Origin of the sequence: Litchfieldia sinesaloumensis, assembly GCF_900156865.1 — a bacterium.
Lineage (GTDB): Bacteria > Bacillota > Bacilli > Bacillales > Bacillaceae_L > Ferdinandcohnia > Ferdinandcohnia sinesaloumensis.
This window is the reverse complement of sequence record NZ_LT732529.1, coordinates 1,015,738-1,032,139: the sequence shown is the minus strand read 5'-3', so window position 1 is coordinate 1,032,139 and position 16,402 is coordinate 1,015,738. Positions and strand designations below refer to the sequence as shown.

The following is a 16,402-nucleotide window of genomic DNA, read 5'->3' as shown; positions in this document are numbered from 1 at the left end:
TTTACGCTTCCTCCTTTTTCACAGCAGAATTATCGCTTTTTCGTTTTTTAAATTTATTTAGTAAGCGTTCCATTAATATACTTGTAGCTGCAAAATAAATAATAATTGCTATAATCGTATTTGCAATCTCAGGTGGAATTTCCGTCATTGCGTTCATAAATCCTGTACCAGAGTATAGGATTCCGAAGAATATGGCTGCAAAAAATACTCCTATCGGACTGTTGGCCCCTAATAAAGCTACCGCAATGCCATCAAACCCCTGCGCAGGTAGAATACCTATTTGCATACTCGTCGCATTACCGGTATACATTGCAACTCCTGCTAGTCCTGCTAAACCACCTGATATTAACATTGATAATATGATATTGGAATTAACTCTCATACCTGCATATTCAGCGGCATGTCGATTAAAACCTACTGCTTTTAATTCAAACCCTAGCGTTGTTTTATTAATAATAAATCCAACGACGATAACCGCAATAATACCTAAGAACAAACCTAGGTTAATATACGAGCCTTGGAACATATCTGTTAAAAAGGGTACTCGTAATGTTGCTTCATCTGGTAATTTTCTTGATTCAGTTTCTAAAAATTCACCCTTAAAATAACCAGGAACAACATAATACACGGTCCAATAGGCAACCCAGTTCATCATAATAGTTGAAACTACTTCATGAACATTAAATCTTGCTTTAAGCAGCCCAGGTATAAAAGCCCAGAGAGCTCCACCAAGGAACCCCATTAAAATCATAGCAAGAAGTAGGATAGGTCTAGACCAGTCAAATGTTAGACCAATAGCGGTTGCAAGTAAACCACCAATTAGCATTTGACCAGAGGCTCCTATATTAAATAGACCTGTACGGAAAGCAAATGCTACCGATAATCCAGTAAAGATTAGAGGTGTTGCAGTTGCTAATGTATCACCAATTCTTGAGATATTTTTAAGTCCACCTTGAAATAAGTATGTGTACCCTTCAAATGGATTACTACCTATAAACAACATTAATAATCCACCAGCTATTAGACCCAGAAGTACTGCGATTAATGAAATGATTGTATTTCTCATACACTTCTCTCCTTACCTACACCAGCCATCATGAGACCTACCTCATTTTCATTTGTTTCAGAGGCATTTACAACCCCAATAAGTTCTCCATTATTGACGATGGCAATACGATCAGATAGTTGCAATACTTCATCTAATTCGAGTGATACTAAAAGTACTGCTTTACCTTTATCACGGTGCTCAATTAACCGTTTATGAATATATTCAATTGAGCCAACATCAAGGCCACGTGTTGGTTGAACAGCAACTAGCAAATCTGGATCCAACTCTAGTTCGCGCCCGATAATCGCTTTTTGTTGGTTACCACCAGATAAGGTTCTTGCGATGGAAACTTCCCCTTCTCCTGAGCGTACATCAAAATTTTGCAGAATTTTTTTTGCATACTCTTTCATTGCTGCCACATTCAATAATCCATACTTTGAAAACGGTGGTTTATTATAAACCTCAAGTACCATATTGGATTGAAGTGTGTAGTCTAAAACAAGGCCACGCTTTTGTCTATCTTCGGGAATATGAGCAATTCCTTTTTCAATTCTTTGACGAACAGGGATTGTCGTAATATCTTGGCCATTTAAGAGAACCTTTCCAGATTCTGCCTTACGAAGGCCTGTAATCGCTTCCACGAGCTCAGACTGGCCATTCCCTTCAACACCTGCAATCCCTACTATTTCACCTTTTTGAACGGTAAGTGAAAAGTTTTTTAATCCCATGACTTTTCTGTTATTCTTGACAGAAAGCGAATCTATTTCTAAAACCACATCACCTGGTTTACTATCTTCTTTTTCAACTTTAAAGGATACATGTCTACCTACCATCATTTCTGCTAAGCTAGCTTCACTTGATTCAGCAACATTAACCGTCCCAATATATTTTCCTCGACGAATGACTGTACAGCGATTGGCAACAGCTTTTATTTCTTTTAATTTATGAGTAATGATTATAATTGATTTTCCCTCATTAATAAGGTTTCGCATGATTTTCATTAATTCATCAATTTCAGTAGGAGTTAACACAGCTGTAGGCTCATCAAAAATAAGCACATCTGCTTCACGGAAAAGCATTTTAATAATTTCAACACGTTGTTGCATACCAACAGAAATATCTTCTATTTTTGCATGCGGGTCCACATTCAGTCCATAATGCTTGGACAATTCCTCAATTCGTTTTGCGGCACTTTCAATATCAAGAACTACCCCGCTCTTTAATGGTTCGCTTCCTAAGATGATATTTTCAGTTACTGTGAAATTATCAACCAACTTGAAGTGTTGGTGTACCATACCAATACCTAAACGGTTTGCCACATTAGGGTTGGTGATATGCACTTGTTCCCCATTCACCTTAATAATCCCTTGTTCAGGTTGGTACATTCCAAATAACACGCCCATTAGAGTGGACTTCCCTGCCCCATTTTCACCAAGTAGAGCATGTATCTCTCCCTTTTTTAAAGTAAGAGTGATATTATCATTTGCTACAATACCAGGAAATTCTTTCCTAATATTCAGCATTTCTACAACATATTCCATAGTAGCACTCACCTTTTTTCTAGACTCAAATCCTTGTAATTAGGAGTCCCCTATCCACACATAAATAATGTAGAAATTGACATTTGAAGTTACATATAAAAGAGACGGATGAAAACCGCCTCTTTTTCAACTCATCTTACTTGATTAAATTACCTTGTTCGCCGGAGACTTTAATTTCACCAGATTTAATTTGTTCGAAGACTTCTTTTACCTTATTAACAGTTTCTTCGCTTAAGTTTGGATTTTCCTCTGGGATACCAACTCCGTCATTTTTCACATCATAAGTTAGAGTTTCTCCACCAGGGAAATCTCCATCTAACTCTCTTTCAATTAGTTCTTGTGTAGCATGAGCTAATTTCTTCATTGCTGAAGTTAGAGTTACTGATTTTTCACCTTCGTAGATTCCTTCTGAATATTGGTCTACGTCAACTCCAACCATCCAGACATCGTCTCCTGCTTTAACACGAGTTTTAGCTTCATTAAAAGCACCAACACCTACACCACCAGCAGCAGCGAAGATTACATTAACACCACGATCATACATTTGAGCTGCAATTTGTTGTCCAGCAGCTACATTATCAAATGAACCTTGATATACTACGTTATCTTCTTTAATTGTGAAGTTTGTTCCTAGGTTTTCATTAGCATAAGCAAGACCTTGTTGGAAGCCCCAATTGAATTTTTGAACTGCTGGGATTTCCATACCACCGATGAAACCAGCTTCTCCTTCTTTTAATTCAAGAGCAGTAGCTACACCAGCTAAGAATCCAGATTCATGCTCTGCAAAGAATACAGCAACAGTGTTGTCAGCGACAGCTGGAACAAAGTCTCCCTTATGTGGATTACCGTCTAGAATTACGAATTTCGCATCTTCGTATTTAGATTGAGCTTGGTAAATTGCAGTTTCAAATTTGAAACCTGGTGCTACGATGAATTTATAATCTGCATCGTAAAGGTTACCCATCTCTTTTAAATATTCAGCTTCTGTAGTACCTGCTGGCTTAAGATATTTCTCTTGAATTCCAAGCTCTTCTTTCGCAGCTAGAATCCCTTCCCATGTACCCTGGTTAAACGATTTATCATCGATTGTACCAGCGTCAGTTACCATACCTACTTTAAGATCTTTACCTTTGTTATTACCTTCACCTGATCCTGTACCTTCTTCATCTGCGCCTCCACATGCACCAAGCAATGTACCAGCTGCTAGAAGAAAAGCAAGTCCAAAACTAGCCTTCTTTTTAAACATGAGTTTACCCCCTAAAAAAATGTAATGTAACAATTCTATAAAATAAATATTTGTTAATACCTGATTATTTATTCACCCCCTTAAAGTCAGAATCTACTACAGTTCTATACCGTGCGTTTTCGAACGACATGGAATGAAAACTTGTCAGCTCTAAAATAGTTGAGTGAAAATAAGATAGGTTCATCATTTTCATCATAGTGCATTTGTTTTAACAATAGTAGAGCTGTTTCTGGATCACAATTCAATATAGGGGAAATTGTATCGTGATACCCAATCGGCTCAATATGTGTAACCGCATATGTGATTTTTCTTCCTGCTTTTTTCTCTAATAGATCAAATATTGATTCTTCATGAGAATAGCTAGATGGTAAATTTTCACTTAATATTTTATCAATACAATAAACCACTGGCTCACCATTCGCAGTACGAACTCTTTCAATTACGGTTATTTCTTCATTTTCCAAGCAATTAAAACCTTTTATATCACCATCTGTAGGTCCTTTTATTGTTTTCGATAAGAAGATAGTACCTGGTGACATCCCAGCATTGATAATCATATCTGTTATACTGCTTATTTGCTCAATCCCTGAGTTAAAAAGAGGTTTCGCATTAATAAAGGTTCCAACACCATGTCTTCGAATAATGACGCTCTCTTCTTCTAGGATGCGCAATGCCTCTCTTAGAGTTGCTCTACTCACACCTAATTGTTTTGCTAGGAGAAATTCGGATGGTAGTTTTTCCTTCTCTTTGTAAACACCATTTTCAATATCAAGTCTGATTTGATCAATAACTTGCAAGTACAATGGTCGATTATCTAACTTGATACTCATCTTCTTCCCCCCATTTATGTATAGTCATCAGACCTCTGATGTTAGACCGATATCAATCCGACATAAATATATCATTTTTTTGTAAAGAAAGAAATATAAATTGCGCAATTTGTCGAAAAAAAGAAGAGCAAATGCTCTTCTTCTTTCAAAAAGATGTAATATTTCTGTTTTCTCTTTATGTTTTACTTCAAAGTAAAATATATTTTCCATTAACTTCCAACGTCTTCACTTTTTGCAGAAACAAGAACAGTTCTAGGCTTACTTCCCTCATACGGACCTACTACACCTCTAGCTTCCATTGCGTCAATCAATCTCGCTGCTCTAGTGTATCCAACTCTAAATCTACGTTGCAGCATAGAAACAGATGCCGTTTGCATTTCAATAACGAGCTGAACTGCTTCATCATATAACTCATCTTCTACTTCTTCAATTGGTTCAACAGTATCGTTTGGAATCATTTCCTCTTGATACTGAGCTTTTTGTTGTGCAATGACAAAGTTAACAATTTCTTCAACTTCATCATCTGATAAAAAGGCTCCCTGAACACGTACTGGCTTTGATGCACCAACAGGTAAAAATAGCATATCGCCACGACCTAACAGCTTTTCTGCTCCACCCATATCTAAAATAGTTCTAGAGTCAGTTTGAGAAGATACACTAAAGGCTATACGGGAAGGGATATTCGCCTTAATAACCCCAGTGATCACATCTACGGATGGTCGTTGTGTTGCTATTATTAAGTGAATTCCTGCAGCACGTGCCATCTGTGCTAAACGCGTAATAGAATCTTCAACATCCGAAGAAGCGACCATCATTAAGTCTGCTAGTTCGTCTACAATTACAATGATATAAGGGAGAGTTGGTTGCTTTGCTTCTTCCTCATTGTTATGGCGGCGAATGTACTCGTTGTACCCCTCAATGTTTCTCGTATGTGTATGAGAAAATAGTTCATATCTTCGTTCCATCTCATTCACAACTTTTTTCAGTGCTTGGGATGCCTTTTTTGGATCTGTCACTACTGGCGCCAACAAATGCGGGATACCATTATAGACATTAAGTTCAACCATCTTTGGGTCAATCATCATCATTTTTACTTCATGTGGTTTTGCCCGCATTAAAACACTTGTAATAATGCCATTGATACACACACTTTTCCCACTACCCGTAGCTCCAGCTACCAATAAGTGAGGCATTTTGTTTAGTTCTGCAAATTTTGCTTCACCTGATATATCGCGACCAAGACCGATTAGCAATTTGGAATCACGCTGAGGCTCAATATCCTCGAGCACCTCACGTAAAGATACCATTGCAATTTCGGAATTTGGAACCTCGATTCCAACTGCTGATTTTCCAGGAATAGGTGCTTCGATACGAATATCTTTTGCAGCTAAAGCTAAGGCTAAATCATCACTTAGATTCACAATTTTACTTACCTTTACACCAACATCCGGGTACACTTCATATTTAGTTACAGCTGGTCCGAGATGGACTTTTGTAACCTTTGCTTTTACACCAAAGCTATGAAAAGTTTTCTCTAGCTTTCTAGCATTTTCATAAATATTTTCATGCTCTGCACTTTGGTTTGTTTGCTTTGGTGGATGAAGAAGATCGATAGGAGGTAGTTCATAATCTACATTTTCAAGTACACCCTCGGTAAAGGTAATCGCTATTTTTTCATCATGGTCTTCTACATTACTATCCTGTTGCACTTTCTCGCCTTTTCTATCCTGTGCTTCCTGGTCTTTTGTATAAGCTTTATCTGCGAAATTTGAAATGATAGGTTCAATCGGTATTTCAGCCGTTGCTTCTTCCATCACATAATTGGGTTTTGCTTGATCATCGGATTGTTTATTTTCCTTTCTCTTCTTTTGTTTTTCTTTTTTAGGTTTATTTTGCCTTTGTTGAAACCAATTCCTGATATCTTCAATAAAAGCAACCCATTGGTTCTTAAAGAAGGAAGCAATTGGACTTAGGATTTTTGCTAAGGTATCGTGGAGTGACTTACCCGTTACAAGTACACCACCAATAATGATTAGGAATACAGAAATAATTTTTGTACCAGCTTCGTCAAATAAGAAATACGACGCGGCAAACAAAAGCGATCCAATCATCCCCCCGCCTAAATCTGTTGTACTCGTATTACCATTGACAACAGCCCAAAACATACTCCACGTATTTTTAATTACACTGGGATCCGTAAATTTGCCTTCATTCGTTTGTAAGTTAAATAACGGAATATGACTTAACAATAAAATGGCGCTTATAATTAAGTAGACCCCGATTAACTGCCTTGTAACTAATGTTGGCCAGGTACGGTTCCAAATGATATAAACCGATACTAGTAATAATCCAATCAACCCGAGAATGTCCCAATTCCCAAGGAAGAATCGAAATAAATAGACAAGTCCAGTTCCAACGGTACCAAGTCTAGCTAATCCAATACAAGCTAGAGCTAGTAATAATAATCCTAACAATTCAAATTTAAGAGTTTTTTTCCACTCATCTTTTTTCTTCGATTGCCTTCGTTTTCGTTTTGCCATACTACACCTACTCTACCAATAAATAAGAAGAAAGCAGCCAAATTTTGGCTGCATACTTAATGAAATTCAGTTAAATTATAGCACATTATACCAATTTGGGACAATTAGTGATAGAGTATCAATCAAAACCTTATTTTCTGCCCTGGTGCGTATCTGCCTTCTAAAAAGTGCTGTGGATTTGTGCTCATAACTCTCTCGATTGTGTATTCACCATTCGTGCCTTGGCTAACTGCTAATGAAACTCCTTCTATATCCACATATTTTAAATTGCTTGACTCTGTTTCGGTTTGTGGATATATCAGTTCCTGCGGCATCATAGTATATAAAATCATTGGATCATCTGCCCACTTTCTTCGGATAGATTTTTCTCCTCAATTAGCTCATTTAGTTTTTTAATGGCCTGTCCAATTCCTCCAATTTCATTTATTAAACCATAATCAACTGCATCAGAGCCAATAACATTTGTACCGATGTCCCTTGTTAAATTACCCTTTGAAAACATTAATTCTTTAAATTTTTCTTCCGTAATATCAGAATGCCCTATCACAAAGTTAACAACACGGTCTTGCATTTTATCTAGATATTCAAATGTCTGTGGAACCCCAATTACAAGACCAGTCAGCCTAACTGGGTGTATTGTCATAGTTGCTGTTTCAGCAATAAAAGAATAGTCGCAAGCTACAGCAATCGGAACTCCGATTGAATGTCCCCCTCCTAAAACAATTGAAACAGTTGGTTTTGAGAGTGAAGCTAGCATTTCAGAAATTGCAAGTCCTGCCTCTACATCTCCTCCAACTGTATTTAATATGACTAATAAACCCTCAATCTTTGGATTTTGTTCAATTGCTACAATCTGTGGTATTACATGTTCATATTTCGTCGTTTTATTTTGTGGAGGTAATTGAATATGCCCCTCAATTTGACCGACAATCGTAAGACAATGAATTTTACTGTCATTTGACAATTGAGGAACATTTGTTTGTCCTAACGATTGGATTTTTTCGACTAAAGAAGAGCCCTTTGTTTCGTTTTTATCTTGATCCCCTTGTGGTTGATTTTCATTTATGTATTGGTTATTATTCATCGTAATCTCCTTTCAACCCATTTACCAATTAGTATAAACACATAGCTTTATTTCATTCCGCGTAAAGTAATAAATCACAATACATCAGTCTGCAAAAACATAAAAAAACCAATCGCTATGATTGGTTTTGAATATATTTATAATTTTTATCTTGATATTAGGTTTGATAGTTGAAGTCGTTCTTGCTCGTTTAATGGCACGAGTGGTAAACGGACAGAACCTACATCTAATCCTTTCAGTTGAAGAGCTGTTTTTACTGGAACAGGATTCGGGGCTGTAAATAGTCCCTTCATGATTGGTAATAGTTGCTGATGAAAAGTTGCTGCCTCTGATATGTTTCCAGCTAAATATGCCTTTATCATTTGTTGCATTTCGTTACCAATAACATGAGCCGCAACTGAAACCACACCTTTAGCGCCAATAGAAAGGGCAGGTAATGTAATTCCATCGTCACCGCTGTATAATTCAAAGGCATCGTCGGTATTTGCAATAATTTCAGTCATTGATTCTAAGCTCCCACTCGCTTCTTTAACCGCAACGATATTTGGAATCTTAGATAATTTAATAATTGTTTCTACTGACATGTTTATTACTGATCTACCCGGTATATTATATAGCATAACAGGTAGTTCTGTATTTTCTGCTATGGTTTTGAAATGCTGGTAGAGTCCTTCTTGACTTGGCTTGTTATAATACGGTACGACTAACATAATTGCATCCACACCAGCTTCTTGAGCCTTTCTTGTAAGTTCAATAGATGCGTACGTATTATTGCTTCCTGTCCCAGCAATAACTGGAACTCGGCCGTCAACGACTTTTACTACATGACGGAAAAGAGCAATTTTTTCCTCAGATGATAATGTTGGCGATTCACCAGTTGTCCCTGCTACAACCAATGATTCTGTACCATTGTTTACTAAATAGTTGATTAACTGTGTAGTTTTACCGAAATCAATGTTTCCTTTATTATCAAAGGGTGTCACCATAGCTGTAGAAATTCTTCCAAAATCAATCATGTACTTACAACTCCCATCAAATACGCCAGGCATTTAATGATCGTTTACCTGGGCTTGCTTTAAAAATTTTCATAGAATGAAACGACACGAATAGAATTCATAATTGTAGTATCTTGTCGTACGTTTTTTTTGTTAAAATCTACTTTACTAGTGTTCGTCTCATTATTTATCGATAACCTTATTATCATTTTCTATTGTAGCAGTTCGAGGGACAGATTATCAGTCTACTTCTGATCCAATAGGTCCACTAGACAATTGGAACGCTTTGTGGAGCGCATTTATTGCTTCCTTCATTTCGGATTCCTTAACAAGTACCCAAATCGTTGAGAGACTGTCTGCCGACTGTAAAATCTGAATCCCTTTTTCAGATAGTGCAGTTACAATTTTTGCAGTGACTCCAGGAACTCCCGTCATTCCCGCACCAACTGTTGCTACTTTTGCGCATTTTTCAGTTACGATTGGTTCATAGCCCATTTCTTTCAGTTTAGAAACTGCACGTTCAGTCATCTCGCCCGCAACAGTATACACGACTCCATTAGGAGTTATATTAAAAAAGTCGACACTGATTTGTTCCTTTGCCATTGCCTTAAAAACTTCTGTTTGAAGATTATATTGGCCTTCTTTAGCTCTGACCTTTAATTGAGTTACATTGGTTACATGTGCAATACCGGTAATTAATCTTTCCTTAACCTCGAAACCTTTATGTTTATCTATAGATGTCACAAGTGTACCAAGCCCGTCGGAATAAGTTGAACGAACACGAATTGGTATCTTTGCTTCCATTGCAATTTCAACAGCTCGGGGGTGAATTACTTTCGCCCCTTGGTACGCCATATTTACAATTTCGTTATATGTGACAACAGATAATGGTTTTGCATCTCCAACGATGCGAGGGTCTGCTGTCATAACACCTTCTACGTCAGTAAAAATATCAATCCAGTCTGCTTGTAGAGCGACTCCTAGAGCTGCTGCAGATGTGTCACTTCCACCTCTACCTAGGGTAGTAACATCACCTATTTTAGAGATTCCTTGAAAGCCAGTAACTACGACCACGTCATGGGTTTGAAGTGTTTGAAGCAAACGGTCACACTTCATTTCAGTAATTCTAGCGTTTGTATGATCATTATTTGTACGGAAACCTGCCTGCCCACCATTAAGTGCAGTGGCTGTTATCCCTGATTTGTTTAACATGCTGGTAAAAACAACACTGGAAATAATCTCTCCGCAGGACACTAACATATCCATTTCTCTATTACTTATTCCTGGATTTTGCTCACCAACTAAACCAAGTAGCGTATCGGTAGAATATGGATCACCTGAACGTCCCATAGCTGAAACAACGACGACGACCTTATATCCATCCGAGATGGCATTCTCAATATGTTTTTTAGCTCTTTCTCGTGATGCTTCATCCCGTACTGATGTTCCTCCAAATTTTTGTACAACAATATTCATGTTACCACCTCTTGTCTGGTTGAAACGATTATTTTGCAACTAAACCTAGTTTTAATAAACTTCCAGCTATCTGTACGGAGTTCCATGCTGCGCCTTTTAATAGGTTATCAGATACTACCCACATGTGGAACCCATTATCCTGGTCGAGATCTTTTCTAATTCTACCTACAAATACATCCTTTTTACCAACAGCATGGATAGGCATTGGATACACTTGCTCTGCCGGATTGTCTTCTAAAACAACTCCCGGTGAAGATGCTAATAATTCTTTTACATCCTGTGAAGAAACACCAGGTTGTGAGATTTCAAAATATACTGATTCTGAATGACCTGTTTCAACCGGAAGACGAACACATGTAGCAGCCACATGAAGATCTGGTAAATGCATAATCTTCTTAGTTTCATTTATCATCTTCATTTCTTCAAAAGTAAACCCATTATCCTCAAATTTGTCAATTTGTGGAATTGCGTTAAAAGCAATTTGGTAATGCTTCTTATCACCTTTAACAGGTAAAACCTTTGCCGAAATCTCATTTCCCTCAATGATATCTTTTGTTTGTTCATTCATTTCTTCTATCGCTGCAACACCTGATCCGGAAACTGCTTGATATGTTGAAACGATGACCTTACTCAATCCATATGTCTGACGAATAGGCTCTAAAGCAACAACCATTTGGATTGTTGAACAGTTTGGATTTGCAATTATACCATTGTGATTGAGAAGGTCTTTTTCGTTTACCTCTGGTACAACAAGTGGTACATTTTCATCCATCCTAAATGCACTTGTATTATCTACTACAATCGCACCTCTTTTTACTGCTTCTGGAGCTAACTCCTTTGAAACTCCTCCACCAGCACTAAATAATGCTATATCAACACCCTCAAATTTTTCTGGTGTTGCAACCTCAACTGTTATCTCCTGACCTTTATACATAATTTTTTTACCAGCAGAACGTTCTGATGATAATAAAGTTAACTTAGTTAATGGAAAATCTGTTTCTTCGAGTGTTTTGATCATTTGCATTCCAACCGCTCCGGTAGCACCCACTACTGCAACATGTATTTCTCTTTCAACTGTCATTTTGAATATCCCCTTCCTAGTCCCACTAGATTGTCTAATTTACGTTTAATGATATATATTCTACCACATACAAGTAAAAGGAGAGAAGAATTTTTCATTCTTTCTCCTTTTTGTTGAAATTATGACTATTTCTCATCATCTCGGAATTTTTCAATAACTACCGGCTGTATTTGTTTTCCATCAATCGCCGCGACAACAGTATCTCTTAGCATTGTCATACGAGCTACCATTGAATTTGGCTTCTTTGTTGGTGCATCCTGGCCATATGGGATAAAATAGATATTCTTTGTAGCCATAAGTCTCATTAAGTTTATACCATTTAGTCCTAGTGCATCATTTGTTGAGATTCCCAAGACAACTGGATTTTGATTTCTCAATGTTGCTTTAGCTGCCATCAAAACTGGAGAATCTGTTAAAGCGTTCGCGAATTTACTCATTGAATTCCCAGTAAGTGGTGCAATAACCATACAATCTAGAGGCATTCTTGGCCCCAATGGCTCTGCTTTTACAATTGAATCAATCACTTTATTACCAGTGGCTTTTTCTATCCGTTCAATCCATTCTGCTCCTTCTCCGAAATGGGTATTTGTTGATTGAACCGTCCATGAGACGACTGGTATTACTTCAGCACCCTCATTTACTAGTTTCACAATCTCTGGAAATACTGCATCGTACGTACAATGGGATCCTGTAACACCAAAACCAATTCTTTTTCCTTTTAATGAAGTCATTTATTCGTTCTCCTTTCTTTGTTGCAATAACTCAAGAAGTAATTGAGACAATACATTCGCAACAATTTGCCCAGCAGTCTTTGGTGCGACAATACCAGGTAATCCTGGTGCTAATAGTGCTTTAATTCCTCGTTTTTCTGCATATCTAAAATCCGTCCCTCCTGGTTTAGAGGCTAGATCAACAATCAAAGTGTGAGCAGGCATCTTCGAAATAACACTCGCCGTTACAATTAAATGTGGGATTGTATTGATACAAACATCAACATCCTTAACCTCTTCAGCAATGTTCGATAAATGAAATGGTGTCAATCCCATTTCCGTAATTCTTGCGATATGCTCCGTTTTTCGAGCACCAACCTTTACATGTGCTCCTAATGCTGCAAAACTTCTTGCAACACTCATTCCAACTCTTCCAAGTCCTAGAACTACCACATTTGAATTATGAATCGTTATATCTGTGTGTTGGATCACCATCATAATGGTACCTTCAACCGTCGGAATGGAATTGAAAATTGCAACATCATCTCTTTCAAATAATCGAACTAACTTTCGATTTGTAGCACTAATGATTCCATCCAAATACGCATTACTTATTCCCGAATAAACCACACAGTGTTCAGGTGTTTCTGATAAAATTTCTTCAGATAAAACAACTGTTTCATTTGAGAAAATTGTCTCAACTTCTCCTTCACTGTTAGTTCCGGCAACGGGTAAAATAATTGCGTCTATATCTGAAAAATCAATCTCATCTAATCGTACTTTTGATGCCCCTGTAAATCCATGATCTAATTGATCAAAACCAATTAAAGAAAGTCTTGCATCCAATTCAATAAGCTTACGAATCACTTCTAACTGTCGTGCATCTCCACCAATTATTGCAACATGCATATCTGTCAACATACGTTTTATCACCTTCTTTTACCTAAAGTGAAACTCAAAATTTAGTTGAGTTTAAACATAAGGCGATGCTCGCTAGCATCATAATCCTTTTACCTTCTACATCATTTTAAATCTCGTGATTACACATGTACTGCTATTCAATAAAATCACCATAACTTTATTTACTTCACCATACTATGAGGCATTGTTAAAATAGGTGAATGAACAAGTTGAAATTTTCTTGCGATAGTAATTACACATAAATAAGAATCACTCTAGTTGGATTTTTAACTGTGGGATAGTACGAGACATAAATAAAAAACCCACGGAGTTCCCGTGGGTTTAATGGATTGCTAATCATTTTCATTTGTTCCAAATTCGTCCGGTATATCAATAATAATCATATCCGTTCCAATTTTGCGTATATGTTGCCATGAAACACGGACTTCACTTCCTTGTTTCTTAAGGCCAAACCATTTTAAAGAAGGAATGATTAGAGCCTTTATTTGACCTGTTCTTTCATCAATTTCTAAATCCGTTTGACCCAAAACACCGAGTCTCTCGGCTCGCTTTACATCGACAATTTCTTTTCCACTTAGTTCACTTAGCCTCAAAAAGACCACCCCTTCAATATCCTTACTACATTCTATGGAGTAGTCCACATTTTTAGAAGCAAAATCAGTTTGTAAGTTTTACTGGTAGGTCGTCTGTAGGACTAATTAAAGCTAGTGAAAAGTCCTCGGTAAACACTCGTTTCCCCATTGCATTTACACTGTCTTCATTAACTGCATTAATTTCGTCCAGAATTTGATCAAGGCTTTTATGTTCTCTTAATAGTAATTCATTTTTACCATTTCGGCTCATCCTGCTGTTTGTACTTTCTAGACCTAACATGAGACTACCCTTCATCTGCTCTTTACTGTTCTTTAGTTCTTTTTCAGTAATCCCTTCAGCCTTAAGCTTTGCTAATGTATCTTGAATTGTTTCGTACAATAGGTTTAATTGATTGCTTCCTGTTCCACCGTATATTGTAACCATACCAGTATCTTTATAAGAAGAATGATAGGAAAAGACAGAATACGCTAAGCCTCTTTGCTCACGTACTTCTTGGAACAATCTACTGCTCATACTGCCACCCAAAATGTTGTTCAACACAATTAAATCATACACATCTTTATCACCGATTTGCAGGCCATTAAAGCCGAGACATAGGTGAGCTTGCTCTGTATCTTTTTTACGAGTAATTTTATTCGTATGGAATAAAGGTTTTTGCAATTCCTGATTGGAGTGATTACCCGAATATTTACCAAAATAAGCTTCAACCTCTGAAATAAACGAATCATCAATATTACCTGCTATTGACACAACCACATTTTCTGGTGTATACATTTCAGTCATATATTGACGTAGTTTATCACCATTAAAGGTTTCAAGAGTTTCTTCTGTACCTAAAATCGGAAACCCGAGTGGGTGGTTTTCATATGTAGCTTTACTTAATATATCATGAACAATATCATCTGGAGTATCTTCATACATTTTAATTTCTTCATAGACGACATTTTTTTCTTTTTTCAATTCTTCTTCATCAAAGGTCGAATTAAAGAACATGTCAGCAAGCACATCTAATGCATATTTTGCATGTTCATCCAAGACCTTTGCGTAATAACATGTATATTCTTTAGAAGTAAATGCATTTACCTGGCCACCAACACTGTCAAAAGACTCGGCAATTTCCCTAGCAGTCCTAGATTTTGTTCCTTTGAAAAACATGTGCTCTAGAAAATGTGAAATTCCATTGTTCTCTGGTGTTTCATTTCTTGAACCTGTCCCAATCCAAACGCCAATTGCAACTGATCGAACAGTTGGGATATTTTCTAATACAATTCTTACTCCATTTTGACAAGTATGTTTTTTGATCAAAGCTATATTCCTCCTGTTCTAGGACACGACATTACTTTTTCTTTAGTATTATACGTTCTTCACTTAATAATGTAGAAACATTGTCGATTTCGAGATTTTTTTGTTTAATAGATAAAATCAATCTTTCAAGGCTTTGGGCGGTTGGTGATGTTGGATGCATTAAAACCATTGCTCCGGGATGAACCTTACCCATTACCCTTTGAACTAAGATATGTGGTTGGGGACGCTGCCAATCTATCGTGTCAACACTCCACATAATTGTTTTCATACCAAGTTCATCTGATATTTTCACAACCTCATCCCGATAATTACCACTAGGAGGTGCAAACAGAGTTGGCTGTTTACCAGTAGCTGCCTCGATTACCTGATTCGTCTTAATTAATTCCTCTCTTACAAGATCCGCGGACAATGTTTTCATATTTGGATGGGTATAAGAATGGTTACCAATTTCGTGACCAGCATCCGCAATCATTTTTGCTAAATCAGGATGTTCCTTTACCCACCTACCTTCTAAGAAAAAGGTCGCTTTCACATTATGTTTTTTTAGAGTTTCTAGCATATCCGGGATATATTCATTCCCCCACGCTACATTTATTAAAAATGAAACAACTGGTTTGTTTGGGTTTCCACGATAAATGGCAGAAGAAGGTAGTTCATCGAGATGTACCTTTGGTGGAAGTTGCTTATACACAAGCTTACTCTCATTAAACACACCATCTTTTTTCATTTTTTCATATGAAGCTTTTATGTCTACTTCTAGTCCATTTAGACCGGGTGTTGCTTTCCAAACAGGATCAATTTTTGCATCTTCTGCAGGAATATTATATTCGATTGCCCTTTTTTCTATTTCATTAAGAAGTTGATCACCTTTACTACTAACTGGGACGGCTTCTGTACGTTCTTTCAGTCCCTGAACGTACTCATTTGTAAACGGATTATGTAATGAGCCTATTGAAATCAATAAAATGCATATAAAAACAATGAAATGTATGTATTGTTTTTTCATAGCTATCCCCCTCTTTACTAGAAAA

The 16,402-nt window shown here is 37.0% G+C and carries 15 protein-coding genes; all 15 read right to left on the bottom strand.

The genetic code is table 11. From position 1 onward, the window contains the following. Window position 1: 1 nt before the first annotated feature. The 15 genes from CZ490_RS05100 to CZ490_RS05025 all read right to left on the bottom strand — a co-directional run bounded on the left by CZ490_RS05100 (window position 2) and on the right by CZ490_RS05025 (window position 16,377). Window positions 2-1,066 (bottom strand): ABC transporter permease, encoded by a 1,065-nt coding sequence (locus CZ490_RS05100; protein ID WP_077617879.1) that lies wholly within the window; start codon window positions 1,064-1,066, stop codon window positions 2-4. Beyond that, entirely contained in the window at window positions 1,063-2,589 is a 1,527-nt protein-coding gene (locus tag CZ490_RS05095) for an ABC transporter ATP-binding protein (RefSeq protein ID WP_077617878.1), read from the bottom strand. Before CZ490_RS05095 ends, CZ490_RS05100 begins: the two co-directional genes overlap by 4 nt. Before the next feature lie 136 nt (window positions 2,590-2,725). Further along, window positions 2,726-3,835: a BMP family lipoprotein gene (locus tag CZ490_RS05090; RefSeq protein WP_077617877.1), complete on the bottom strand. Its 1,110-nt coding sequence runs from the start codon at window positions 3,833-3,835 to the stop codon at window positions 2,726-2,728. Window positions 3,836-3,939: 104 nt separating this feature from the next. Further along, window positions 3,940-4,665 carry a GntR family transcriptional regulator gene (locus tag CZ490_RS05085; RefSeq protein ID WP_077617876.1) on the bottom strand — a complete coding sequence of 242 codons (726 nt, stop codon included), beginning with the start codon at window positions 4,663-4,665 and terminating at the stop codon, window positions 3,940-3,942. Between the two features lie 209 nt (window positions 4,666-4,874). Further along, window positions 4,875-7,205, bottom strand: a complete 2,331-nt coding sequence (locus CZ490_RS05075; RefSeq protein ID WP_077617874.1) for a DNA translocase FtsK — start codon at window positions 7,203-7,205, stop codon at window positions 4,875-4,877. Window positions 7,206-7,327: 122 nt separating this feature from the next. Beyond that, window positions 7,328-7,537 (bottom strand): YlzJ-like family protein, encoded by a 210-nt coding sequence (locus tag CZ490_RS05070; protein ID WP_077617873.1) that lies wholly within the window; start codon window positions 7,535-7,537, stop codon window positions 7,328-7,330. Beyond that, window positions 7,534-8,289 carry a ClpP family protease gene (locus CZ490_RS05065; protein ID WP_077617872.1) on the bottom strand — a complete coding sequence of 252 codons (756 nt, stop codon included), beginning with the start codon at window positions 8,287-8,289 and terminating at the stop codon, window positions 7,534-7,536. The genes CZ490_RS05070 and CZ490_RS05065 overlap by 4 nt, the downstream gene beginning before the upstream one ends. 146 nt (window positions 8,290-8,435) lie before the next feature. Then, the gene (dapA, locus tag CZ490_RS05060) at window positions 8,436-9,305 is read right to left on the bottom strand and encodes a 4-hydroxy-tetrahydrodipicolinate synthase (RefSeq protein WP_077617871.1); all 870 of its coding nucleotides are present in this window, start codon (window positions 9,303-9,305) and stop codon (window positions 8,436-8,438) included. A gap of 219 nt (window positions 9,306-9,524) precedes the next feature. Next, a complete protein-coding gene (gene dapG / locus CZ490_RS05055; protein WP_077617870.1) occupies window positions 9,525-10,760 on the bottom strand; it encodes an aspartate kinase in 1,236 nt (411 codons plus the stop codon). 28 nt (window positions 10,761-10,788) lie between these two features. Beyond that, window positions 10,789-11,841, bottom strand: coding sequence for an aspartate-semialdehyde dehydrogenase (asd, locus tag CZ490_RS05050; protein ID WP_077617869.1), 1,053 nt, complete (start codon window positions 11,839-11,841; stop codon window positions 10,789-10,791). Window positions 11,842-11,966: 125 nt separating this feature from the next. Further along, window positions 11,967-12,572: a dipicolinate synthase subunit B gene (locus CZ490_RS05045; protein WP_077617868.1), complete on the bottom strand. Its 606-nt coding sequence runs from the start codon at window positions 12,570-12,572 to the stop codon at window positions 11,967-11,969. Further along, window positions 12,573-13,472 carry a dipicolinic acid synthetase subunit A gene (gene dpaA / locus CZ490_RS05040; RefSeq protein ID WP_077617867.1) on the bottom strand — a complete coding sequence of 300 codons (900 nt, stop codon included), beginning with the start codon at window positions 13,470-13,472 and terminating at the stop codon, window positions 12,573-12,575. A 332-nt stretch (window positions 13,473-13,804) separates the two neighbouring features. After that, window positions 13,805-14,065 carry a YlmC/YmxH family sporulation protein gene (locus tag CZ490_RS05035; RefSeq protein ID WP_077617866.1) on the bottom strand — a complete coding sequence of 87 codons (261 nt, stop codon included), beginning with the start codon at window positions 14,063-14,065 and terminating at the stop codon, window positions 13,805-13,807. Between the two features lie 64 nt (window positions 14,066-14,129). Next, a complete protein-coding gene (locus CZ490_RS05030) occupies window positions 14,130-15,371 on the bottom strand; it encodes a M16 family metallopeptidase (RefSeq protein WP_077617865.1) in 1,242 nt (413 codons plus the stop codon). 31 nt (window positions 15,372-15,402) lie between these two features. Then, the gene (locus tag CZ490_RS05025) at window positions 15,403-16,377 is read right to left on the bottom strand and encodes a polysaccharide deacetylase family protein (protein WP_077617864.1); all 975 of its coding nucleotides are present in this window, start codon (window positions 16,375-16,377) and stop codon (window positions 15,403-15,405) included. Window positions 16,378-16,402 lie beyond the last annotated feature (25 nt).